Annotated in this window: 21 protein-coding genes; 9 read left to right on the forward strand and 12 right to left on the reverse strand. The window is 40.7% G+C overall.

The features are described from left to right. Nucleotides 1-12 precede the first annotated feature (12 nt). Nucleotides 13-744 (reverse strand): geranylgeranylglyceryl/heptaprenylglyceryl phosphate synthase, encoded by a 732-nt coding sequence (locus tag BST86_RS11290; RefSeq protein WP_105983337.1) that lies wholly within the window; start codon nucleotides 742-744, stop codon nucleotides 13-15. Then, nucleotides 741-1241 carry a 4'-phosphopantetheinyl transferase family protein gene (locus BST86_RS11295; RefSeq protein ID WP_242446519.1) on the reverse strand — a complete coding sequence of 167 codons (501 nt, stop codon included), beginning with the start codon at nucleotides 1239-1241 and terminating at the stop codon, nucleotides 741-743. The genes BST86_RS11290 and BST86_RS11295 overlap by 4 nt, the downstream gene beginning before the upstream one ends. 243 nt (nucleotides 1242-1484) lie before the next feature. On the opposite strand from BST86_RS11295, the gene ahcY reads away from it, so the two are divergent. From ahcY to BST86_RS11315, 4 genes are all read left to right on the forward strand, one after another. Continuing rightward, the gene (ahcY, locus tag BST86_RS11300; RefSeq protein ID WP_105984020.1) at nucleotides 1485-2801 is read left to right on the forward strand and encodes an adenosylhomocysteinase; all 1317 of its coding nucleotides are present in this window, start codon (nucleotides 1485-1487) and stop codon (nucleotides 2799-2801) included. 76 nt (nucleotides 2802-2877) lie between these two features. Then, nucleotides 2878-3093 (forward strand): hypothetical protein, encoded by a 216-nt coding sequence (locus BST86_RS11305; protein ID WP_055411326.1) that lies wholly within the window; start codon nucleotides 2878-2880, stop codon nucleotides 3091-3093. Nucleotides 3094-3189: 96 nt separating this feature from the next. Beyond that, nucleotides 3190-3549 carry a hypothetical protein gene (locus tag BST86_RS11310; protein ID WP_105984021.1) on the forward strand — a complete coding sequence of 120 codons (360 nt, stop codon included), beginning with the start codon at nucleotides 3190-3192 and terminating at the stop codon, nucleotides 3547-3549. 6 nt (nucleotides 3550-3555) lie between these two features. Continuing rightward, entirely contained in the window at nucleotides 3556-3915 is a 360-nt protein-coding gene (locus BST86_RS11315; RefSeq protein WP_105983339.1) for a VOC family protein, read from the forward strand. Between the two features lie 76 nt (nucleotides 3916-3991). Here BST86_RS11315 and rpmA read toward each other — a convergent pair whose 3' ends face one another. The 3 genes from rpmA to BST86_RS11330 all read right to left on the reverse strand — a co-directional run bounded on the left by rpmA (nucleotide 3992) and on the right by BST86_RS11330 (nucleotide 5411). Beyond that, complete coding sequence (gene rpmA / locus BST86_RS11320; RefSeq protein WP_055411329.1) at nucleotides 3992-4255, reverse strand: 50S ribosomal protein L27; 264 nt, start codon at nucleotides 4253-4255, stop codon at nucleotides 3992-3994. A gap of 46 nt (nucleotides 4256-4301) precedes the next feature. After that, on the reverse strand, nucleotides 4302-4844 hold the full coding sequence (rplU, locus tag BST86_RS11325; RefSeq protein WP_105983340.1) for a 50S ribosomal protein L21: 543 nt from the start codon (nucleotides 4842-4844) through the stop codon (nucleotides 4302-4304). A gap of 93 nt (nucleotides 4845-4937) precedes the next feature. Continuing rightward, nucleotides 4938-5411, reverse strand: a complete 474-nt coding sequence (locus BST86_RS11330; RefSeq protein WP_242446520.1) for a DUF4199 domain-containing protein — start codon at nucleotides 5409-5411, stop codon at nucleotides 4938-4940. A 179-nt stretch (nucleotides 5412-5590) separates the two neighbouring features. On the opposite strand from BST86_RS11330, the gene BST86_RS11335 reads away from it, so the two are divergent. Together BST86_RS11335 and BST86_RS11340 are read left to right on the forward strand one after the other, a co-directional pair. Further along, nucleotides 5591-7327, forward strand: coding sequence for an insulinase family protein (locus BST86_RS11335; RefSeq protein ID WP_105983341.1), 1737 nt, complete (start codon nucleotides 5591-5593; stop codon nucleotides 7325-7327). 9 nt (nucleotides 7328-7336) lie between these two features. Next, nucleotides 7337-9403 carry an insulinase family protein gene (locus tag BST86_RS11340; protein ID WP_105983342.1) on the forward strand — a complete coding sequence of 689 codons (2067 nt, stop codon included), beginning with the start codon at nucleotides 7337-7339 and terminating at the stop codon, nucleotides 9401-9403. Between the two features lie 99 nt (nucleotides 9404-9502). Here the strand turns inward: BST86_RS11340 and BST86_RS11345 are convergent, their stop codons facing one another. From BST86_RS11345 to mutY, 5 genes are all read right to left on the reverse strand, one after another. Beyond that, entirely contained in the window at nucleotides 9503-10426 is a 924-nt protein-coding gene (locus tag BST86_RS11345) for a DMT family transporter (protein WP_242446521.1), read from the reverse strand. A gap of 43 nt (nucleotides 10427-10469) precedes the next feature. After that, the gene (gldD, locus tag BST86_RS11350) at nucleotides 10470-11033 is read right to left on the reverse strand and encodes a gliding motility lipoprotein GldD (protein ID WP_105983343.1); all 564 of its coding nucleotides are present in this window, start codon (nucleotides 11031-11033) and stop codon (nucleotides 10470-10472) included. Continuing rightward, on the reverse strand, nucleotides 11018-12325 hold the full coding sequence (locus tag BST86_RS11355; RefSeq protein ID WP_394340896.1) for a gliding motility-associated protein GldE: 1308 nt from the start codon (nucleotides 12323-12325) through the stop codon (nucleotides 11018-11020). Before BST86_RS11355 ends, gldD begins: the two co-directional genes overlap by 16 nt. 25 nt (nucleotides 12326-12350) lie before the next feature. Next, on the reverse strand, nucleotides 12351-12821 hold the full coding sequence (locus BST86_RS11360; protein WP_105983345.1) for a single-stranded DNA-binding protein: 471 nt from the start codon (nucleotides 12819-12821) through the stop codon (nucleotides 12351-12353). A 92-nt stretch (nucleotides 12822-12913) separates the two neighbouring features. Then, nucleotides 12914-13960, reverse strand: a complete 1047-nt coding sequence (gene mutY, locus BST86_RS11365; RefSeq protein WP_105983346.1) for an A/G-specific adenine glycosylase — start codon at nucleotides 13958-13960, stop codon at nucleotides 12914-12916. Nucleotides 13961-14091: 131 nt separating this feature from the next. Between mutY and BST86_RS11370 the strand changes: the two genes are divergently transcribed. Further along, the gene (locus BST86_RS11370) at nucleotides 14092-14382 is read left to right on the forward strand and encodes an HU family DNA-binding protein (RefSeq protein ID WP_041495415.1); all 291 of its coding nucleotides are present in this window, start codon (nucleotides 14092-14094) and stop codon (nucleotides 14380-14382) included. 253 nt (nucleotides 14383-14635) lie between these two features. Continuing rightward, on the forward strand, nucleotides 14636-16180 hold the full coding sequence (locus tag BST86_RS11375; RefSeq protein WP_055411338.1) for an Rne/Rng family ribonuclease: 1545 nt from the start codon (nucleotides 14636-14638) through the stop codon (nucleotides 16178-16180). Nucleotides 16181-16358: 178 nt separating this feature from the next. Here BST86_RS11375 and BST86_RS11380 read toward each other — a convergent pair whose 3' ends face one another. After that, nucleotides 16359-16607 carry a hypothetical protein gene (locus BST86_RS11380; protein ID WP_105983347.1) on the reverse strand — a complete coding sequence of 83 codons (249 nt, stop codon included), beginning with the start codon at nucleotides 16605-16607 and terminating at the stop codon, nucleotides 16359-16361. A gap of 180 nt (nucleotides 16608-16787) precedes the next feature. Between BST86_RS11380 and BST86_RS11385 the strand changes: the two genes are divergently transcribed. Continuing rightward, nucleotides 16788-17138, forward strand: coding sequence for a DUF6686 family protein (locus BST86_RS11385; RefSeq protein WP_105983348.1), 351 nt, complete (start codon nucleotides 16788-16790; stop codon nucleotides 17136-17138). A gap of 436 nt (nucleotides 17139-17574) precedes the next feature. On the opposite strand, the gene BST86_RS11390 is transcribed toward BST86_RS11385, so the two are convergent. Next, nucleotides 17575-18273: a DUF2490 domain-containing protein gene (locus BST86_RS11390; protein ID WP_105983349.1), complete on the reverse strand. Its 699-nt coding sequence runs from the start codon at nucleotides 18271-18273 to the stop codon at nucleotides 17575-17577. Between the last annotated feature and the right edge of the window lie 2 nt (nucleotides 18274-18275).

An 18275-nucleotide genomic window follows, 5' to 3' on the forward strand; every position in this document is an offset into this window, starting at 1 on the left:
TTTCCCACAAAGCTAACCTTTCCAGTTGAGATCTTCTTCCATGGCGGTTCCCACGACCACCATTTTGGCTCCAGCTTCAAACCTTTTTTTAATCTCATCTAGGGAGCGCAAGCCACCACCTACAATCACTGGGACTTGAACGGTTTCCACCACCTTCCTGAGCACTTCTATACTAACAGTCGTCCTGGCACCGCTTCCTGCCTCTAGGTAGATAAGCTTATTTCCCATGAGTTGGCCAGCAAGAGCCGTATCCGTAATGAGGTCTACCTCGCTTTGTGGTATGGGCTGGGTTTTTGACACACGTTCCACCGCGGTTTGTTGATCACCATCAAGCAAAAGGTATGCAGTAGGAATAATTTCCAGCGTTGAATTCCTTAGCTTTTTGGCAGCTTCTACCTGTTGCCCTATCAAATATTCCGGATTGCGTCCAGAGATCAAGTTGAGAAAGAGCAGAGCATCGGCACGTTCAGAAATTTGTTGTGCTGATCCTGGAAACAACACTAATTTAAAATCGATTTGTTGCCTGAATGCGCTTAACCAGGCTTCAAGACCCACATGCTCCATGGTGCTGCCACCTATTAATAGAATGATTTGATCTAGACCTAAATCTTTGGTAAGTATGGAGGCTGTTGAAGTTATCGCTTTCGCGAAAGCGGAAAAATCATTTACTTTTAACTTCTCAGGATCCACTAGAATTCCCAAAGTCCTTTCAAACTCACGGATACTTTTGAGGATTTCCATCATGACAATGGGAGAATGTAAACGAGTGTATATTCCAGAATTTCCTCAAAATAGGTGTCGTAGGAAAGCTGGATCTCGTTAAAATCAATTCTTGAAACCGTGTGGTGGCTTGCAAGCTCAAAAGGCTCGACCTTGCAATGGTCATAAAATCCCAGGCCTTTTTGTCCAAGACATTTGTACATGGATTCTTTGGCGCCCCAAATGACCGTAAGTGCGCTAGTTTTATTTTCTTGGTTCTCTACAAAATCGCTCTCATAATTCACGAACTTCTTTGCGATGCGCAAGATCTTATCACGTCTTTTCTCTACATCTATACCAGTGGTGGCGTCGCTTATGATGATGGCGGTCAACTCATAACTGTGCGTGATGGAGATATAGCACTCGCCGTCAAGATGGGGTTTCCCTAGTTCGTCATAGTACAAATCCTTGTCTGTATAACCAGCGTGCAACAGCAAATGGCGTATGCTCAAGAAACCACGACGGTGCATTTCTGAACTCATCGTGACCAGTCTATTGATAGAGTTTTGGGATAAGTCGATGCCAGATCTCAGCCATGCTTCAGACTCGGAGACCTGCCATACAAAAACCCTCGTATTAAATCGATTTGTTATGGTTTTTATAACAGGCATTATAGCTGGACGATTTTTTGTAATTTTGCAACCGCAATTTAACAATAATTAAAAGGTTACAAATTGTTGATTTTTAACCAACTCAACGACGAAGTTACCAAGATAAAATCATTTATGAGCACAGAAACGATTCCATACATTCCCTATAAAGTAAAAGACATTTCCCTTGCCGAATATGGCCGTCTTGAAATAGAGCTTGCCGAGGCAGAAATGCCAGGTCTTATGGCCTTGCGTGAGGAATATGGAGAGTCCCAACCACTTAAAGGAGCACGCATAGCGGGTTGTCTGCACATGACGATCCAGACTGCCGTACTTATCGAGACTCTTGTAGCTCTAGGTGCAGATGTAACTTGGTCTTCTTGTAACATTTTCTCCACACAAGATCATGCTGCTGCCGCTATTGCTGCTGCAGGAATTCCAGTTTATGCCTGGAAAGGAATGAATGAGGAAGAATTCAACTGGTGTATTGAACAAACGCTTTTCTTTGGTGAAGATCGCAAGCCGTTAAACATGATCCTTGATGATGGTGGTGATTTGACTAACATGGTTTTTGATGAATATCCTGAGCTGGCTAAAGGTATCAACGGTCTCTCTGAAGAGACTACTACTGGAGTACACAGATTGTACGAGCGCATGAAAAACGGAACTCTGGTTATGCCAGCCATCAATGTGAATGATTCTGTAACCAAATCAAAATTTGATAACAAATACGGATGTCGCGAAAGTGCTGTAGACGCCGTAAGACGTGCAACAGATACCATGCTAGCTGGTAAACGAGTAGTCGTTTGTGGCTATGGAGATGTAGGAAAAGGTACTGCGGCATCATTTAAAGGCGCTGGATCTATCGTTACAGTAACTGAAATTGATCCTATCTGTGCTCTACAAGCCGTGATGGATGGTTTTGAAGTGAAAAAATTGGAAAGCGTTGTTGGCAATGCAGATGTGGTGATTACTACCACAGGTAACAAGGACATCATACGCGGCGAGCACTTCAAAGCGATGCGCGATAAGGTTATAGTATGTAACATCGGACACTTTGATAATGAGATTGACGTGGCCTTCCTCAACAAGAATTACGGTGATACTAAAGTAGAAATCAAGCCACAAGTGGATAAGTATACCATTGATGGCAAAGACATCATCCTACTTGCCGAAGGTCGTCTAGTCAACCTAGGTTGCGCGACTGGACACCCTAGTTTTGTAATGAGTAACTCATTTACAAATCAAACACTGGCTCAAATCGAGTTATGGAACAACAGAGACGCTTATGAAAATGAAGTGTATATGTTGCCTAAACATCTTGATGAAAAAGTAGCGGCATTGCACCTGTCAAGAATGGGCGCAGAATTAACTGAATTGAAGAAGGATCAAGCCGATTATATAGGTGTTGAAGTTACTGGTCCATTCAAGCCGGAATATTACAGATATTAAGATTTTTATCCTATATTCCGCGATAAGTCAAGAATATTGCGATTTCGCTTTCGCGAAAGCTTAATAAATATAATTAATGGAACTAAAAGAACAAGCACTGGAATATGAGAACATGTCCATGAGTAACATGTCCACGAGCGATCGCGTACATGCTTCACGTAAGGGCAAGGAACTCATACTGGCATTGAATGAAATATTCAAGGAAACTAAAGACGATGAAATCATGGACTTGATGAAACGTCTAACTGCCAAAAAGCAAAAAATAGAAAAGCGTCTCAAGGGACGTCCATAAATCTAAAAAGCCTCAATTTTATATTGGGGCTTTTTTATGTCCCAACCATTCATAATTTTAGAACCGCTTGATCGTTATCTCTACCTAATACCTATCATGAAAACCTATTTATTTACATTTTTAACCGTCGCGTTATTCATTGTCTCCTGTTCCAGCGATTTTCAAAGAAGAACCATTGAAACCGAAAACTTGAGCGGCTTCATAGAATCCGGAAACGCTCTGGGTGTCTACGGTGATGCTGGTTTAAAAATTACCCAAGACTCCATACAAATGACCAATTGGCCTATTTCAAAGCTTACAGAGTCATTAAAGAACGTGATGGACACAGCCATCGCCACACCAGGCAAAATTACTGATGTTTACACAATACAGATTGCTAACAAAGGCCAGTTGGAACAACGAGAGTTTGTAGACTCCTTGATTCACGTGTTTTCAGAAAATGGGTTGATCAATTAAGCACTTATGACACCTAAGGGAATAAGACCATTTATAGGTTCTGATGATTTTGAGCAATCAAAGGATTTCTATCGCCTTATAGGCTTTACTGAAAACTGGAGCTCCACAACGATGAGTTACTTTGATTTAGGTGGCTTTGGCTTTTACTTGCAGGATGCACATGTAGAGGACTGGATCAATAACAGCATGCTCTTTCTAGAGATAGAGGACTTGGAAAAGACGTTGGAGCATTTTAAATCTCTTGATCTGCCAAGCAAATTTAAAAAAGTAAGGCTGTCAGAGATCGTGCACAACGATTGGGGCAGCGAGTTCTTTTTGCATGACCCATCAGGTATATTATGGCATATAGGTCGATTTGCTAAATAGCTAGACTGAACCACAACAAAAATCCCATCTCAGTCAAACCGAGATGGGATTTTTAATAAGATAAATAGTTGGGCTATTAAGCCTCAGCTACTGGTACAATAGACACATAAGATCTATTGTTTCTCTTTTTAGTGAATTTTACCTCACCATCAACTTGTGCATGTAGGGTAAAGTCCTTACCAGCATATACGTTTTCACCTGGGTGGTGCTCCATACCGCGCTGACGGATGATGATGTTACCAGCGGTTGCCGCTTGTCCACCAAAAATCTTAACACCTAAGCGTTTTGATTCTGATTCTCTTCCGTTTTTCGAACTACCTACTCCTTTTTTGTGAGCCATGATAATTTATTTTAGGCATTCCCAAAATGATGGGAATAATTAAACTTTAGTTATTTTCTAGTAACTCGATAAGCTCAGCTTTCTTAAGTGCTGAATATCCTTCTAGTCCTCTATCCTTAGCCATTTCTCTAAGCTCAGCAACTGTGTTTGAGCTTAAATCTACATCATTGGATGTTTCGACTTTTCCTTTAGGAGCTTCTTCTGCTTTTACAGGAGTCGCCTTTTCTGTTTTCGCTTTCGCGGAAGCGGACTCAGAAGAATCTTTCTTCTTACCACCTTTTAAGGAAATGCTTGAAATCTGGATTTGAGACATGTATTGTCTGTGACCGTTTTTCTTGCGGTATCCTTTTCTACGTTTTTTCTTAAAAACGATTACTTTGTCACCTTTTAGGTGTCCCAGAACTTTTGCCTCTGCAAATGCTCCTTCTATAGCTGGGGCGCCGAGTGTGATGTTGTCGCCGTCACCTACTAGAAGAACTTTATCGATGGAAACCGTGGCTCCTTCGTCTTCTTGCAAGCGATGTACAAACAACTTCTGATCCTTCTCGATCTTGAATTGTTGCCCTGCTATCTCTACGATTGCGTACATAATGATTAATTAATGTGAATAATTTCGGGCTGCAAATATACTGCTATTGGTCAAATAACCAAAGTTATACACAATTATTAAACAGCCTGAGTGTTAGTGCTTGTCGTGCATAGGGTTTTGCTCCTTGCGCACCTTCTTTGTATTCCATGATTGCTTATAAAGAGGTAAGATCACTAAAGCACTGACTACCGTGGTAGCTACACCAGATAGAAATACAAATAATATTAAGGCAAACTCAATCCCGCTACCAGCGATGGTTATTTTCTCCTTTAAGCTTGTGGCAAGCTCAGGGCGTATTTCAAATAGATAAACAGCTATAAATAAGGTAAAGATTGTTGTGCCTACTAAGCCAGACAATAATGCTGCTTGAAAACCTTCCATGTAATTAAAGCGGTGTTTTTCTAATCGGTAGACATCTCTAATGGCAAGAAATATACATCCACCAGTTAAGATCGCATTGAAGAAAGACAGATAAACCTCTTCAGCAAGTCCTAAAATATCAATGATTAAAAAATAGCCAATTAAGGTTGCTGCTATATAAAGTCCGTATTTGAAAGTATTTTTCATAAATCGTAAAAGTAGTTGGTATGAGGTAAAAATAAGACTTAAAAGAAATCCTTTCCTAGTGTTTTGAACTTACTTTAACGGTATTTGTCGATAGAACTCCCTAATATTAGTATTCAAAATTAAGTGTAACATTTCAAGAGAGTGATATACTTATAGTCTATAAATGTAAAAATAATCAAATGAACAAAATCGTATTAGGTCTTGTGGTGGCTTTTATAAGCGCTACTGGATTTGCTCAAAAGGTAGAATTCACTGAATATGACCTACCCAATGGTCTGCACGTTATTCTACATCAGGAAAATGCTGCTCCTGTGGTGACCGTAGGTGTCATGTATCAAGTAGGTGCCAAGGATGAAGAACCAGGACGTACTGGATTTGCTCACTTTTTTGAACACCTTCTCTTTGAAGGTACCGAAAATATCGAGCGCGGTGAATGGTTCAATATCGTAGCTGCCAATGGTGGTAGCAACAATGCCAACACAACACAAGATCGTACCTACTATTATGAGACGTTTCCGTCCAATAAGTTGGAATTAGGTCTATGGATGGAAAGTGAGCGTATGCTACACCCTAAGATTGAACAGATAGGCGTAGATACTCAAAACGAAGTCGTGAAAGAAGAAAAGCGCCAACGAATCGACAACGCACCTTATGGAGCGATTATATATAGGACAGGTATCGACAAGCACTTATTTAAAAAACATCCATACGGTCAATCAGTAATTGGCTCCATGGACGATTTGAATGCAGCAAAACTAGAAGAGTTCCGTGCATTCAATGACAAATACTACAACCCCAACAACGCTACATTAGTAGTTGCAGGTGATATTGATATTAAGGACACGAAGAAAATGATCGAGGATTATTTTGGCCCGATTGAAAACAAGGCGCCTCGTAATAACAGAACTGTCATCGTTGAAGACCCTATTACAGAGACGCGCTATGCAACAGAATATGACGCTAACATCCAGATTCCTGCTAAGATTTTCTCTTATGTAACACCTAAGTCCATAGATCGTGACGCTTATGTATTGGATTATATTTCTCAAGTTCTGACTGGCGGTGCGAGTTCCAGAATGCAAAAGCGTATGGTAGAGGATGAGAAAATTGCATTCCAGGTATTAGCTTTCAACTCTGCCAACCAGGATTATGGTACTTATACTATGGGCGCTCTTGCGAAAGGTGACACAGAACTAAGCACTCTTGCTAAGGTTATGGATGAGGAAATCAAAAAACTTCAAACCACGCTTATCACAGAACGTGAATACCAAAAATTGCAAAACCAATTTGAAGCTCAGTACATCAACTCTAACTCTAGAGTTCAAGGTATCGCAAGTTCCCTCGCAACGTATAACATGCTTCAAGGCGACACAGATCGTATCAATAAGGAATTGGAGATATACAAAAGTGTTACCAGAGAAGACATCAAAAGAGCTGCAAACCAATATTTGAAGCCTAACCAACGATTAGAACTAGATTACCTTGCAGGACAAGCTCCAACTGATACTGAAGATGCCAAGGATGAAGTAGAGCAAATGAAGGAAGAAATGATGGCCACTGGTACTGATAAAATGTCTGACAAGATTTTCTTTGATTATGATAAAGCAACATTGACAGCATCCTCAAAAAAGGAATTGGATAAAATGGCGCAAGTCATGAAACAAGATCCAACCTTAATGTTGAAAGCAGAAACTTATACTGATAGTAGAGGTAGCGCTTCTTATAACTTGGATCTTTCCCAAAGAAGATCTGCAGCGGTTATAGGTTATCTTGTTGCAAAAGGGATTTCTAAAGACCGTCTGGAAGGAATAGGACGTGGCGAGGAAAATCCAGTTGTTGATTGTAGCGCCATGGACTGTACATCAGAGCAGTATGAGCAATCGAGAAGAACTGAGTTCACTATCAGCAAAAAATAATTGAATACAATGAAAAAGCATATCAATATATTAATGGCCGTTCTCTTTATAGGGACAAGTGCCATAGCACAAATAGATCGTTCCAAAATTCCTACTTCTGGACCAACTCCAGAAATCAACTTAGGCGAGCCTGACAGTTTTGAATTGGACAACGGCCTTCAAGTGTTAGTAGTTACAGACCGTAAACTTCCTACCATCTCGATGAGTTTGGACCTCAACAATCCTCCTATTGTAGAAGGAGATAAAGCTGGTGTCCAGTCTTTGACAGGTTCCATTATGGGAAAAGGAACTACAAAAACGCCTAAAGAAAAATTCAATGAAGAAGTGGATTACTTAGGTGCGGTCATAAGCGTTAGCACTGGTGGCGGTTATGTCTCTACGTTATCAAAGTATACTGACAAAGTAATGGGACTTTTTGCAGAGGCAGCTCTTAATCCAAATTTCACTCAAGAAGAGTTGGATACAGAAAAATCACAATTAATTGAAGGTATCAAATCTGGAGAAAACAGTGCAGCAGCCATCGCTGGCAAAGTGCGCAGTGCATTAGTTTATGGTAAAGATCACGCTGCGGGAGAATTCTCTACAGAAGAGACTATCAACAATGTAACTCTAGCCGATGTCAAGAAGTTTTATAATGACTACTTCGTTCCTAACAATGCCTACCTCTTGATTAGCGGTGACATTGATAAAAAGGAAGCAAAAAAACTAGTTGAAAAGTACTTCAAAGACTGGAAGGCAAAAGAGGCTCCAAAGCCAAACTTGCCAGAAGTAACCGACGTTGCAACAACCGAGATTGACTTTGTGGACGTTCCTAATGCTGTTCAAACAGAGCTTGCCGTTTACAATACATCTGAATTAAAGATGAGCGATGATGATTATCACGCAGCATTGGTAGCCAACTATATTTTTGGTGGTGGATTTGGGTCATATCTTAATATGAACCTACGTGAGAAAAATGGGTATACTTACGGTGCGGGATCTGGATTAGGAGCTGGCAGAGATTACAAATCTACCTTCAGAGCAACAACCAAAGTACGCAACGAGGTAACTGACAGCGCCATTGTGGAGACTTTCAAAGAACTGGACCGCATCAAAACAACCTACGTATCTGATGAAGACTTGGCAAATGCTAAAGCTAAATTCCTAGGGAATTTCATCATGCAGTCAGAAGATAAATCTGTAGTTGCTAATCGTGCGATCACGATTCGCACTAATGATCTTGACGAGGATTTCTATAAAGACTTCATTGCAAACATTAATGCAGTGACTAAAGAAGACGTGAAGCGTGTAGCTAACAAATACTTCAAGACAGACAACATGAGAGTCGTATTGGTAGGTAAAGCTAGTGACGTGTTGGAGAACCTTGAGAAAATGAAAATTAATGGTAAAACGTTGCCTATCAAATTCTATGATAAGGAAGCCAACCCTACAAGCCGTCCATCTACCATTTCAATTCCTGCGGGAACTACGGTAAATACAGTGTTTGCAGATTACATCAAAGCTATTGGAGGTCGCGATAATGTTGCCGCCGTTAAATCAACTGCATTGATAGGATCTAGCTCATCACCTATGGGTGAGATTGTTCTTAATGTGAAAAAGACCAATGACAATAAGTTTAGTCAAACCATCACCGTTGGTGGTAACATTGTTTCTAAACAAGTGTATGCTAACGGTAAAGGTCGAGTGGGCGGCATGCAAGGAAATGCAGAGCTGGAAGGCGAGCAACTTGCTGCTGTGGCAGATGAAGCAGTTCTATTCCCAGAATACACGTTCCCAGACAAAGGTGAACTTGTAGGAGCAGAAAAAATAGGTGACAGGAATGCTTACGTCATCAAGTGGTCTGACACAAAGAAAACGTTCTACGACATGGATTCAGGATTGTTGTTGGGTCAGGAAAATACGATAAAGGCTCAAGGTCAAGAATTCAAGACCATGATCAAATATGACAATTACAAAGAGGTAAAAGGTGTTAAATACCCTATGACGATCATCCAGCAAATGGCAGGTCGTGATATGAGGTTTGATATCAATACCGTACGTGTGAATGAAGGTGTCGTTGACGCTGACTTTGAATAAGTATTAGATGGATAGAGAGTTCGCTTTCGCGCCATGCCTGCCGGCAGGCAGGAAAGCGAAAACATCATAATTCTCCTCTACAAATCAAAGAACCAGTCTCTAATCAAAGGCTGGTTTTTTCTTTTCACGAGTTACCAGAATGACCGCAAAAATGATCACGCCAGTGGCTAGTCCTTGCCAAAGCGAGAAATCCTCGCCATCCAGTGTTCCCCATATCAATCCCACAACGGGCATTAGATATGTGACGCTGCTCGCAAAAACCGGTGATGTCATTTGCACCAGTTTATTGAACATGATTTTGGCCGCAACGGTCCCAAAAACACAAAGCACCAAAATAAAACCAAGACTGCGCAGTACCTCTGTAGAGGTAAACTCAAGATTGCCACCACCAGCTGAGAAAAACACAATAATCGCTAGCGGTAGTATGAATACAAAATTGGCTGTCGCTATAGCCAGCGGTTTGATGTTTTGCAGGTAGCGCTTGATGATATTCACATTGCTGGCATAACAGCAACAGGCGATAAGTACAAGGCCAGCAAATAAGTAGTTCTGTTCAGGATTGTTTTCCATACCTGCAAGAACGAGTCCTATGGCACCACTCAATCCAACAATAACACCCAGTAACTGTCTTTTAGAAAAACTAATCCCGAACAGTACCGCTCCTAGAATCAAGGTGATCAATGGTACGGTCGAGTTGAGAATCGCACTAACGGCGCTATCGATTTCAGTTTGTGCATAGGCAAAAAGGAATGCAGGAAAAAAGGTTCCCAGTAAGCCAGATAAGGCGAGCCATTTCCAGTCTTTACGATTTGTTTTGGCAAAAGAATTCCACCCTATAGAAATCAATATCACTCCAGAAATCATGGTACGCAGCGCGCCCAATTGAAGCGGTTGCAGTACGAGATTACCGCTCTGGTCCTGGCCTAAAGCTTTTTTGATAAGAATAAATGAGGTACCCCAAATGATGCTTAAAATGACAAGGTAGATGTATTTGAGTCGGGAATTGGGTATGTTGAAAGGCATACCGCAAAGGTCTTACATAATATGTTAGGAATACACTGAAAAATTATCGCCACTCAAGACTTTCCATCATCTTGATCATATCCTTTTTGATATAGTCCACAGCTGGAAGGATGGAATCATAATTGGGTTCTCTATCAAAATAGAGCGCGGCCGTTAGAAAATGACGTGTGCTGTCTGTAGCATAAAACTGCACGTTAGACGCCGCATTCCCTTCCACACCATACAACATACCATAGACGCTCTTTTGGGTGTTCATGAATGGAGTCTCACTTATGGCGTCTGCCATCTGGTTGTGGTTGTAGGATAATTTTTGCCCATCAATAAGCAGCTGTCTCAAGTTGGTATCCACGGCGCGATAGGTCAAGTAGATTTTTGCATCCAGCTCTGGATATGTAATGGATGAAGATTTGTCGTCATTCGCTTTCGCGAAAGCGAACTCATTAAACTCAAAAGTATAAGGCAATGACTTGTCGAGTGACTTATAGATTGGACTGGAATAATTGAGCGCGAGCTGTGCATCTGGTTTAGGTACAGGACCATCGCCACCACAACTAGCGAGTAGGGTCAGAATGAAGATGAAAATGACAAATTTTATGGTGTCGTACACTTGATTTGTTTGATGCGTTTCTTGTCCATGGACTCTATGATAAACGTGTAGCCTTCAAAGATTATTTTATCCAGCTTTCTAGGGAAATGTCCGGTTTGCTCCAACAGGAATCCTGCAAGCGTTTCAGATTCGCCTTTTGCATCTTCAAACAGTTGGTAGGCGTCCTCTTCCAACTTTAAGATGCGATAGAAATCCTTGATGGATGTCTTACCTTCAAAGATATAGTTGCGATCATCCAGCTTGCTGTAGATTAGATTTTCATCGTCGAACTCATCGCTTATGTCTCCTACAATCTCTTCAATGATATCTTCCAGCGAGATCAAACCACTGGTACCACCATATTCATCTACCACAATAGCAAGGTGCTTTTTCTGCTCTTGGAAGTCCTGCAACAGGTCGTCCAGTTTTTTGTTTTCTGGGACAAAGTATGCTTCTCGCAGCAGCTTGGTCCACTCAAAATTTTTGCGGTCTATATAAGGTAACAAGTCCTTTACATATAGAATACCCGTAATGTTGTCGATGCTTTCCTTGAATACGGGTATGCGTGAGTATCCATTGGTCACTACTTGAGGTACGATTTCCTTAAAGGTCAAACTTTCATCCAGCGCAAAAACATCGGTGCGGTTGCGCATGACGTTTTTAGTATCTGTCAAACCAAAGCTAACGATGCCTTGAAGAAGCTGTTGCTCTTCATCTGTGGTGTCGTTCTCGTCTGTGAGTTCCAGTGCTTGAGAGAGTTGCGATACGGTAATGTTTGATTTCTTGCTGCCCAGACGGTCTTGAATAAGCAAGGTGATATACCTCATGGGCAAACTCATAAAACTGAAGAGTTTATCCAACACATTAAGAGGCAACGCCATAAAATTAGCAAACCCTATGGGATTTCTATTGGCATACACCTTAGGGAAAATCTCCCCAAAAAGTAATATCAAAAAGGTAACGACGCCTACTTCTAGCAAGAACCTAAGCCATTCTGTCTCCAGCCCACCAAACCAAACTTCAGCAAGAATACTAAAGATTAGTACGGATGTAATGTTGATGGCGTTGTTGGCAATAAGTATCGTCGCCAGCAACTTTTTAGGCCGATCCAAAAGTTTGGCGACAATAGCTTGCTTGGGAAAAGAAGGATTGTCCTCTTCCAGCTCTGTATTGCTTAGCGAAAACAAGGCAACCTCTGCACCACTAATCAGTGCACTAAAAATTAAAAGAAGAATAAAAACACCTAGATACATCAACTGTTCTGGTTGATATACGAGTAGCAATTGCATTAAGGGCAATGGGTCTGGATCCAAGATCAATAAGTTCTTTTAGTGAAATTTAAAACGGCAGGTCATCATCCTCATCGTCGTCCATGGACTGCGGTGCTGGCGCTTTGGATGGTGCTGGAGCATGGTTGCGAGCAGGCTGCGATGATGACGGCGCAGCGTTGTTTGCGGGCGCTGCGTTTTCATTCTTGGGCGTGAGGAATGTAAATTCCTGCACCTGTATCTCAGTCGTGTAGCGTTGCTGGCCGTCCTCGCCAGTCCATTGTCTGGACTTGATGCGACCTTCTATGTACACTTTATCACCTTTGTGCAGGTACTTCTCGCAGACTTCGGCAGCTTTGTTGCGCACCACGCAGTTGTGCCACTCTGTATTAGAAACACGCTCGCCAGTGTTGCGGTTTACGTATTCTTCATTAGTCGCCAGTGGGAAACGGCCTATGCAATTGCCACCTTCAAAATATTTCATTTTGACCTCATCACCAGTGTGGCCTATAAGCATCACTTTGTTTAACGTTCCTGCCATAATTAGTCTGTATTGATTTTAAAAAAGTCTACAAATATAGAAAAAGCACCTGTGATACACCTAGATAATATCGTGTTAAACAGTAGTTTCCGTTAGCTTTTTAAGGGCCAGAATTGGGTCATAAATCGTTCCATAAGAACGTGCAAGGGCTTACTTCTAGCTCCTTCAATGGTGATCGCGTTCTCTAGTTCAGATTCTGTGTGGATGATCCAGAAATAGGCGTGGATCTTGCGATGGCTCAACTTGTGTATGATGGGCTCTTGATTAAATACGCTTTCGCGAAAGCGAACTCCACTATATACATTCTCATAATCAACCGCTGTGGTAAGCTCTGACGGCAGCAAGGCACCTTTTGCCTCTACAAACGGAAACTCGTATAGTCCAGCCCAAATTCCACTTTGCGGCCGCTCCTGAAGAATGGTTTTCCCAGATGGCGTGACAGTGACCATATAATGATGGTGCAGGTTGAGAACTTTAGTCTTCTTGATCTTTACGGGAAGTTCTGTTATGCGTTCATCTTGAAAGGCAACACAATCCTTCTGGAACGGGCAAATGTTACAATCTGGATTTTTAGGTACGCACTGCATCGCACCAAATTCCATGATCGCCTGGTTATGACTCGCGGGATGTTTTGGGTCGATGAGTTCTTGAGCAAGCTTTTTGAACTCCTTAATACCATCTGTAGAATTGATGGGCGTTGAGATCCCAAAGATTCTTGACAGAACTCGATAAACGTTTCCATCCACTACGGCAACTGGTTCATTGTAGGCAAAACTAGCGATTGCCGCAGCGGTATAGTCGCCTATTCCTTTCAATTTGAGCAACTCCTTATAGTTGTTAGGGAACGTATCACCGTTATCGACCACTTGCACAGCTGCTGTATGAAGATTTCTTGCCCTGGAATAATAGCCTAGGCCTTGCCATAATTTTAGCACGTCTTCTTGTGGTGCAGCGGCCAGATCCTGCACGCTGGGAAATGCCTCCACAAAGCGTAAATAGTACGGCAAGCCCTGATTAACACGGGTTTGTTGCAAAATAATCTCACTTAACCAGATGAAATACGGGTCACTGGTATGACGCCACGGCAGGTCTCTTTTATGCAGTTGATACCAAGAAATGAGCTTGTTAGAAAAATTCATAGGGTGCAAAAATGCCTCTTGTGATGATATATCTTCTTAAAATTTAATCAATTAGGGAAATTTAATTTGTAATAATGAACTATATTTGCGCCCTGTTTCAGAAACCCTAATAATAAAATTTAACAGTAAACATGACTAAAGCAGATATCGTATCAAAAATTTCAGATAAACTGGGAATGGAGAAGACCGAGGTGCAAGCAGCGGTTGAATCCTTTATGGATGAAGTGAAAGGATCCCTAGAGACTGGCGAGAACGTCTATTTACGTGGTTTTGGTAGCTTTATAGTGAAAACTAGAGCTGAAAAAACTGGCCGTAACATTTCCAAGAACACAACAATTAAAATACCCGCACACAACATACCAGCATTTAAACCTGCCAAAGTATTTGTTGAAGGTGTAAAATCAAACGTAAAAGTAAAGTAAAATATAAGAGATATGCCAAGCGGTAAAAAGAGAAAAAGACATAAGGTAGCGACCCACAAACGTAAAAAGCGTCGTCGCGCTAATCGTCACAAGAAGAAAAAGTAGTCTAGTACTACTTTTTCTTTTTTTGTTCTTTGACATAGGGCTGCGTCGTACAGCTCGTTCGGGAGATGCACCTATTAAAGGTGTGTCCAACTTAATGTATAATTTATCACGTCTATCTATCCATAGAGGTGATTAAACAATTGGAATCATGGATAAAGAAATTATTATCCGTTCCGGTGCTACAAAAATTGATTATGCCCTAACTAAACAGGGAAGGCTAATTGAATTACATGCAGATGAGGATGAAAACAAGTTTGCGGTAAGCGATATTTTTATCGCCAAAACCCGCAAGGTATTATCCGGTCTTAACGCATCATTTGTTGATGTAGGATATGAAAAAGATGGTTTTTTACACTATCACGATCTAGGCCCAGGATACCTCACCCAACTTAAATTCACCAAACAAGTCATAAGCGGTAGACTCAAAAACTACGCTCTTAAAGACATAAAGATCGAGAAAGAACTCGAGAAAAGCGGCTCTATTACAGATGTCGTCGCTCCCAACCAACCTGTCCTTGTACAGGTAGTAAAAGAACCCATATCCACAAAAGGACCTCGCCTAAGTGCAGAGCTTTCCCTTCCTGGACGTTATGTCGTTCTAGTACCTTTCTCTGACCGAATCTCTATATCCCAGAAAATTGAGGATAGAGAAGAAAAGAGTAGACTTAAAAGACTTGTAAAAAGTATTAAACCTGAAGGATTTGGTGTCATTGTGCGCACCGTTGCCAAAGGTAAATTAGTAGCAGAACTGGATCAGGATCTAACTAATCTAATGACTCGCTGGGAAAACATGTGTAGCAAACTGCATAAAGCAAGCTACCCTACCAAAGTAATGTCAGAAGTTAGTCGCACCAATTCCCTCATGAGAGATGTCTTTAATGACAGCTACACATCCATTGTTGTGGATGACGAGGAAGTATGCAATGAAATCAAGGATTACCTAAAGACCATTGCTCCACATAAAGAAAATATCGTAAAATATCACAACCCACGCGTTCCCATATTTGAGAAATATGGAATCGAGCGTCAGATCAAGACCTCATTTGGCCGTACAGTCTCCATGAGTAAAGGCGCGTATCTCGTCATCGAGCATACTGAAGCCATGCACGTCATAGACGTCAACTCAGGAAACCGTTCCAACAAAGCAGACAGTCAAGAAGACACTGCGCTAGAAACCAACATGATCGCCGCGACTGAGATTGCGCGACAGTTGCGATTGCGCGATATGGGCGGTATCATCGTTGTCGATTTTATCGACATGCGCCAGGCAGGAAACCGCAAAAAGCTCTATGAGCACATGCGTGATGAAATGGCTGACGAGCGTGCCAAACACAAGATTTTACCCGTTTCAAAATTTGGTTTGATACAAATTACACGCCAGCGCGTGCGTCAAGAAGTCAACATCAAAACCCGGGAAGAAAATCCAGATGGCAACGGCGATGGAGAGATACAAGCACCTATTCTCGTAATTCAAAAGATCACTGAAGAACTGGAACGCCACTTAAAAGCAGGAAAGAAAAAGATCACGCTACATGCGCATCCTTTCGTTGCCGCTTTTATAACTAAAGGATACCCATCCGTTAGGTCAAAGTGGTTTGCAAAACACCGCAAGTGGATCAAGGTCATGCCTAGAGATGCCTACACCTATCTAGAATTTCATTTCACAGATAAAGATGGTAAGGAATTGTCCTAACGACTATTAAAACATAAAACGCCTACAGGCTAGACTTGTAGGCGTTTTTTTGTGGGTGGTTTTTTTCGCTTTCGCGAAAGCGTAAAACATTAATCATAAACACAAATACCAAGGTTGATCATAAAATATATCTTCTAGGCTATTTACGCAATGATGATTCATTAATAAGAATCACATGTTATACCGCGACTTTTTCTGGAGCCCAAGAATTACACATCATTCCTGCTGTAGCTTTTTCTGAATGAGGACAAGATGGCTTCCCATAGCGAGCACAACTGGTGCAACCTCTATCATCTTCCATTTTTGCTTTTAAGCTAAAACTATGACACGTGTAATGTGCGTTCACAAAAACATCGTGCACACCACATTTGTGCTCGCTACTTAAGTGCTCGCAGTTTCCGCAACTATTTCCTAATCTAATTGACATAATACGTTATTTTGGTTTCTTAAAGATACAGAATGACATCAATAAAAAAATCATAATTTACTGAATGGCAGCTAATTATATTTAGAACAAATAAATATAATTGTTAAACTTCAGAAGAACTCTTGTTATTTTTATTTAGAACGGTTAAGGATAACTATATTTGTAGAGTAATTAAGCCCTATGAGTCAGACTCTTAAAACCTTAAGTCAAAATAAATCTGGACATCTTACCTACTGCAAGGAGAGCAAATGCTACTTCTTGAATTTTTCGGTTCTTTCGTTCACCTTTTCTCACAGTGAATTCATAAAATTTAAAAATTATTTGAATGATGTACCTGTTAAGTACTGGAGTTCCTGTAAAGAAAATTATCACTTAAAACGTAAAATTCCTCTTCATACAAGACAACAAAACTTAATTTTGATGTTCAACCATCGGGAATTTATGGAACTCAAAAGTCTCGTTAATCACGAGAAGCCTCTAAAAGAACAACTCACTATCATGGATATTGATAGTCCTTTGATGTTGAACTAGAAAGTTTGTCAACTATTTGTAAATTGACATTATCAATACTCAGATTCTATTTATAAATAGATCACGGTGAGAAAATAAATTCGCATTCATATAGGCGATATTTAGTTTTAAGTACTCTTCTATTTTTATTACACGATTTAATAGGAACAGAAGCCTGATTATACCAATTAAAGATTTTTACAATATCGATAGTTGATCATCGCTATAACTGCAGGCAATCACACCATTAGAATTTCATTTCACAGATTAAAATAGTAAGAAATTGTCCTAACGAGCATTAAAACCATAAATCGCCTACAGGCCAGACTTGTAGGCGTTTTCTTTTAGTAATAGTTTCAATCTACCGCTTTACATCAAATTTTCAACTAAGCTTGAACGTAAAAAAGGTCTGAAACGAATATGCTACAGACCTTCTCATCTAAACTAATCCAACTATTTAAAAGGTATGGTGCATACTAAATTGTAATTGACCTTTTTGAAAACTATTTGTGGTTTGTTCCATCCAGCCTAACTGGAATCTTATGGAATCATTTAAAGCATAACCCATTCCTAAGTAAGTACGATTACGGTCAAATAACTCTACCTCGCGACCACCACCTATAGAACGTTCACCGTTTATAAATATCTCATTGTAAAGAGCGACGTAAAATGCATTCTTTTGTAAAGAGGGCTTATTCAAAGGAATATTTGCAAATAGGTTATAACGATATCTAGTTCTAAAATCTTGATCTTCCACCCAGCGCTGCTCATAACGTAGTCTATGAGTTAGAAAGACCCTTTTTAAAATGGTATTGCTAAAAAGAGCTTCCTGGTAGATCCTGTTTTCTCCACTAGGGTTATCAATCTCGGTTCCAAATTCTCCTGAAGTCACGTTAGCATAACCAAATGTAAATTTGACATCTGAATCTGTAGGTGTGTATGTCACACCAGAACGTAAAAGTAGCTGTTCACGATCACCCAAACCTCGCCAGTCACGGTACTGGAAGTCTCCTTGTATTCCCCAATTAGAATTCTCAAAAGTGGTATTGTAAAAGTACATATACCAGGCTCCTAATTGATCATCAGCCGGAGATTGTGCCAGTCCAAAAATTGGGATTCCTAGAATGCTCAAAAATAATATGAGTCGTTTTTTCATCT

The organism is Nonlabens agnitus, assembly GCF_002994045.1.
Classification (GTDB): domain Bacteria; phylum Bacteroidota; class Bacteroidia; order Flavobacteriales; family Flavobacteriaceae; genus Nonlabens; species Nonlabens agnitus.

Excerpts from the sequence above, each read along its gene's own strand:
- BST86_RS11345 (WP_242446521.1), bottom strand. The coding sequence starts at position 10,426 with ATGCCTTTCAACATACCCAATTCCCGACTCAAATACATCTACCTTGTC.
- BST86_RS11380 (WP_105983347.1), bottom strand. The coding sequence starts at position 16,607 with ATGTCAATTAGATTAGGAAATAGTTGCGGAAACTGCGAGCACTTAAGT.
- BST86_RS11295 (WP_242446519.1), bottom strand. The coding sequence starts at position 1,241 with ATGAGTTCAGAAATGCACCGTCGTGGTTTCTTGAGCATACGCCATTTG.
- BST86_RS11385 (WP_105983348.1), top strand. The coding sequence starts at position 16,788 with ATGAGTCAGACTCTTAAAACCTTAAGTCAAAATAAATCTGGACATCTT.
- BST86_RS11330 (WP_242446520.1), bottom strand. The coding sequence starts at position 5,411 with ATGAAAAATACTTTCAAATACGGACTTTATATAGCAGCAACCTTAATT.
- BST86_RS11390 (WP_105983349.1), bottom strand. The coding sequence starts at position 18,273 with ATGAAAAAACGACTCATATTATTTTTGAGCATTCTAGGAATCCCAATT.
- BST86_RS11290 (WP_105983337.1), bottom strand. The coding sequence starts at position 744 with ATGATGGAAATCCTCAAAAGTATCCGTGAGTTTGAAAGGACTTTGGGA.
- BST86_RS11375 (WP_055411338.1), top strand. The coding sequence starts at position 14,636 with ATGGATAAAGAAATTATTATCCGTTCCGGTGCTACAAAAATTGATTAT.
- BST86_RS11315 (WP_105983339.1), top strand. The coding sequence starts at position 3,556 with ATGACACCTAAGGGAATAAGACCATTTATAGGTTCTGATGATTTTGAG.
- BST86_RS11310 (WP_105984021.1), top strand. The coding sequence starts at position 3,190 with ATGAAAACCTATTTATTTACATTTTTAACCGTCGCGTTATTCATTGTC.
- BST86_RS11305 (WP_055411326.1), top strand. The coding sequence starts at position 2,878 with ATGGAACTAAAAGAACAAGCACTGGAATATGAGAACATGTCCATGAGT.
- BST86_RS11335 (WP_105983341.1), top strand. The coding sequence starts at position 5,591 with ATGAACAAAATCGTATTAGGTCTTGTGGTGGCTTTTATAAGCGCTACT.
- mutY (WP_105983346.1), bottom strand. The coding sequence starts at position 13,960 with ATGAATTTTTCTAACAAGCTCATTTCTTGGTATCAACTGCATAAAAGA.
- BST86_RS11370 (WP_041495415.1), top strand. The coding sequence starts at position 14,092 with ATGACTAAAGCAGATATCGTATCAAAAATTTCAGATAAACTGGGAATG.
- rplU (WP_105983340.1), bottom strand. The coding sequence starts at position 4,844 with ATGTACGCAATCGTAGAGATAGCAGGGCAACAATTCAAGATCGAGAAG.
- rpmA (WP_055411329.1), bottom strand. The coding sequence starts at position 4,255 with ATGGCTCACAAAAAAGGAGTAGGTAGTTCGAAAAACGGAAGAGAATCA.
- BST86_RS11360 (WP_105983345.1), bottom strand. The coding sequence starts at position 12,821 with ATGGCAGGAACGTTAAACAAAGTGATGCTTATAGGCCACACTGGTGAT.
- BST86_RS11340 (WP_105983342.1), top strand. The coding sequence starts at position 7,337 with ATGAAAAAGCATATCAATATATTAATGGCCGTTCTCTTTATAGGGACA.
- ahcY (WP_105984020.1), top strand. The coding sequence starts at position 1,485 with ATGAGCACAGAAACGATTCCATACATTCCCTATAAAGTAAAAGACATT.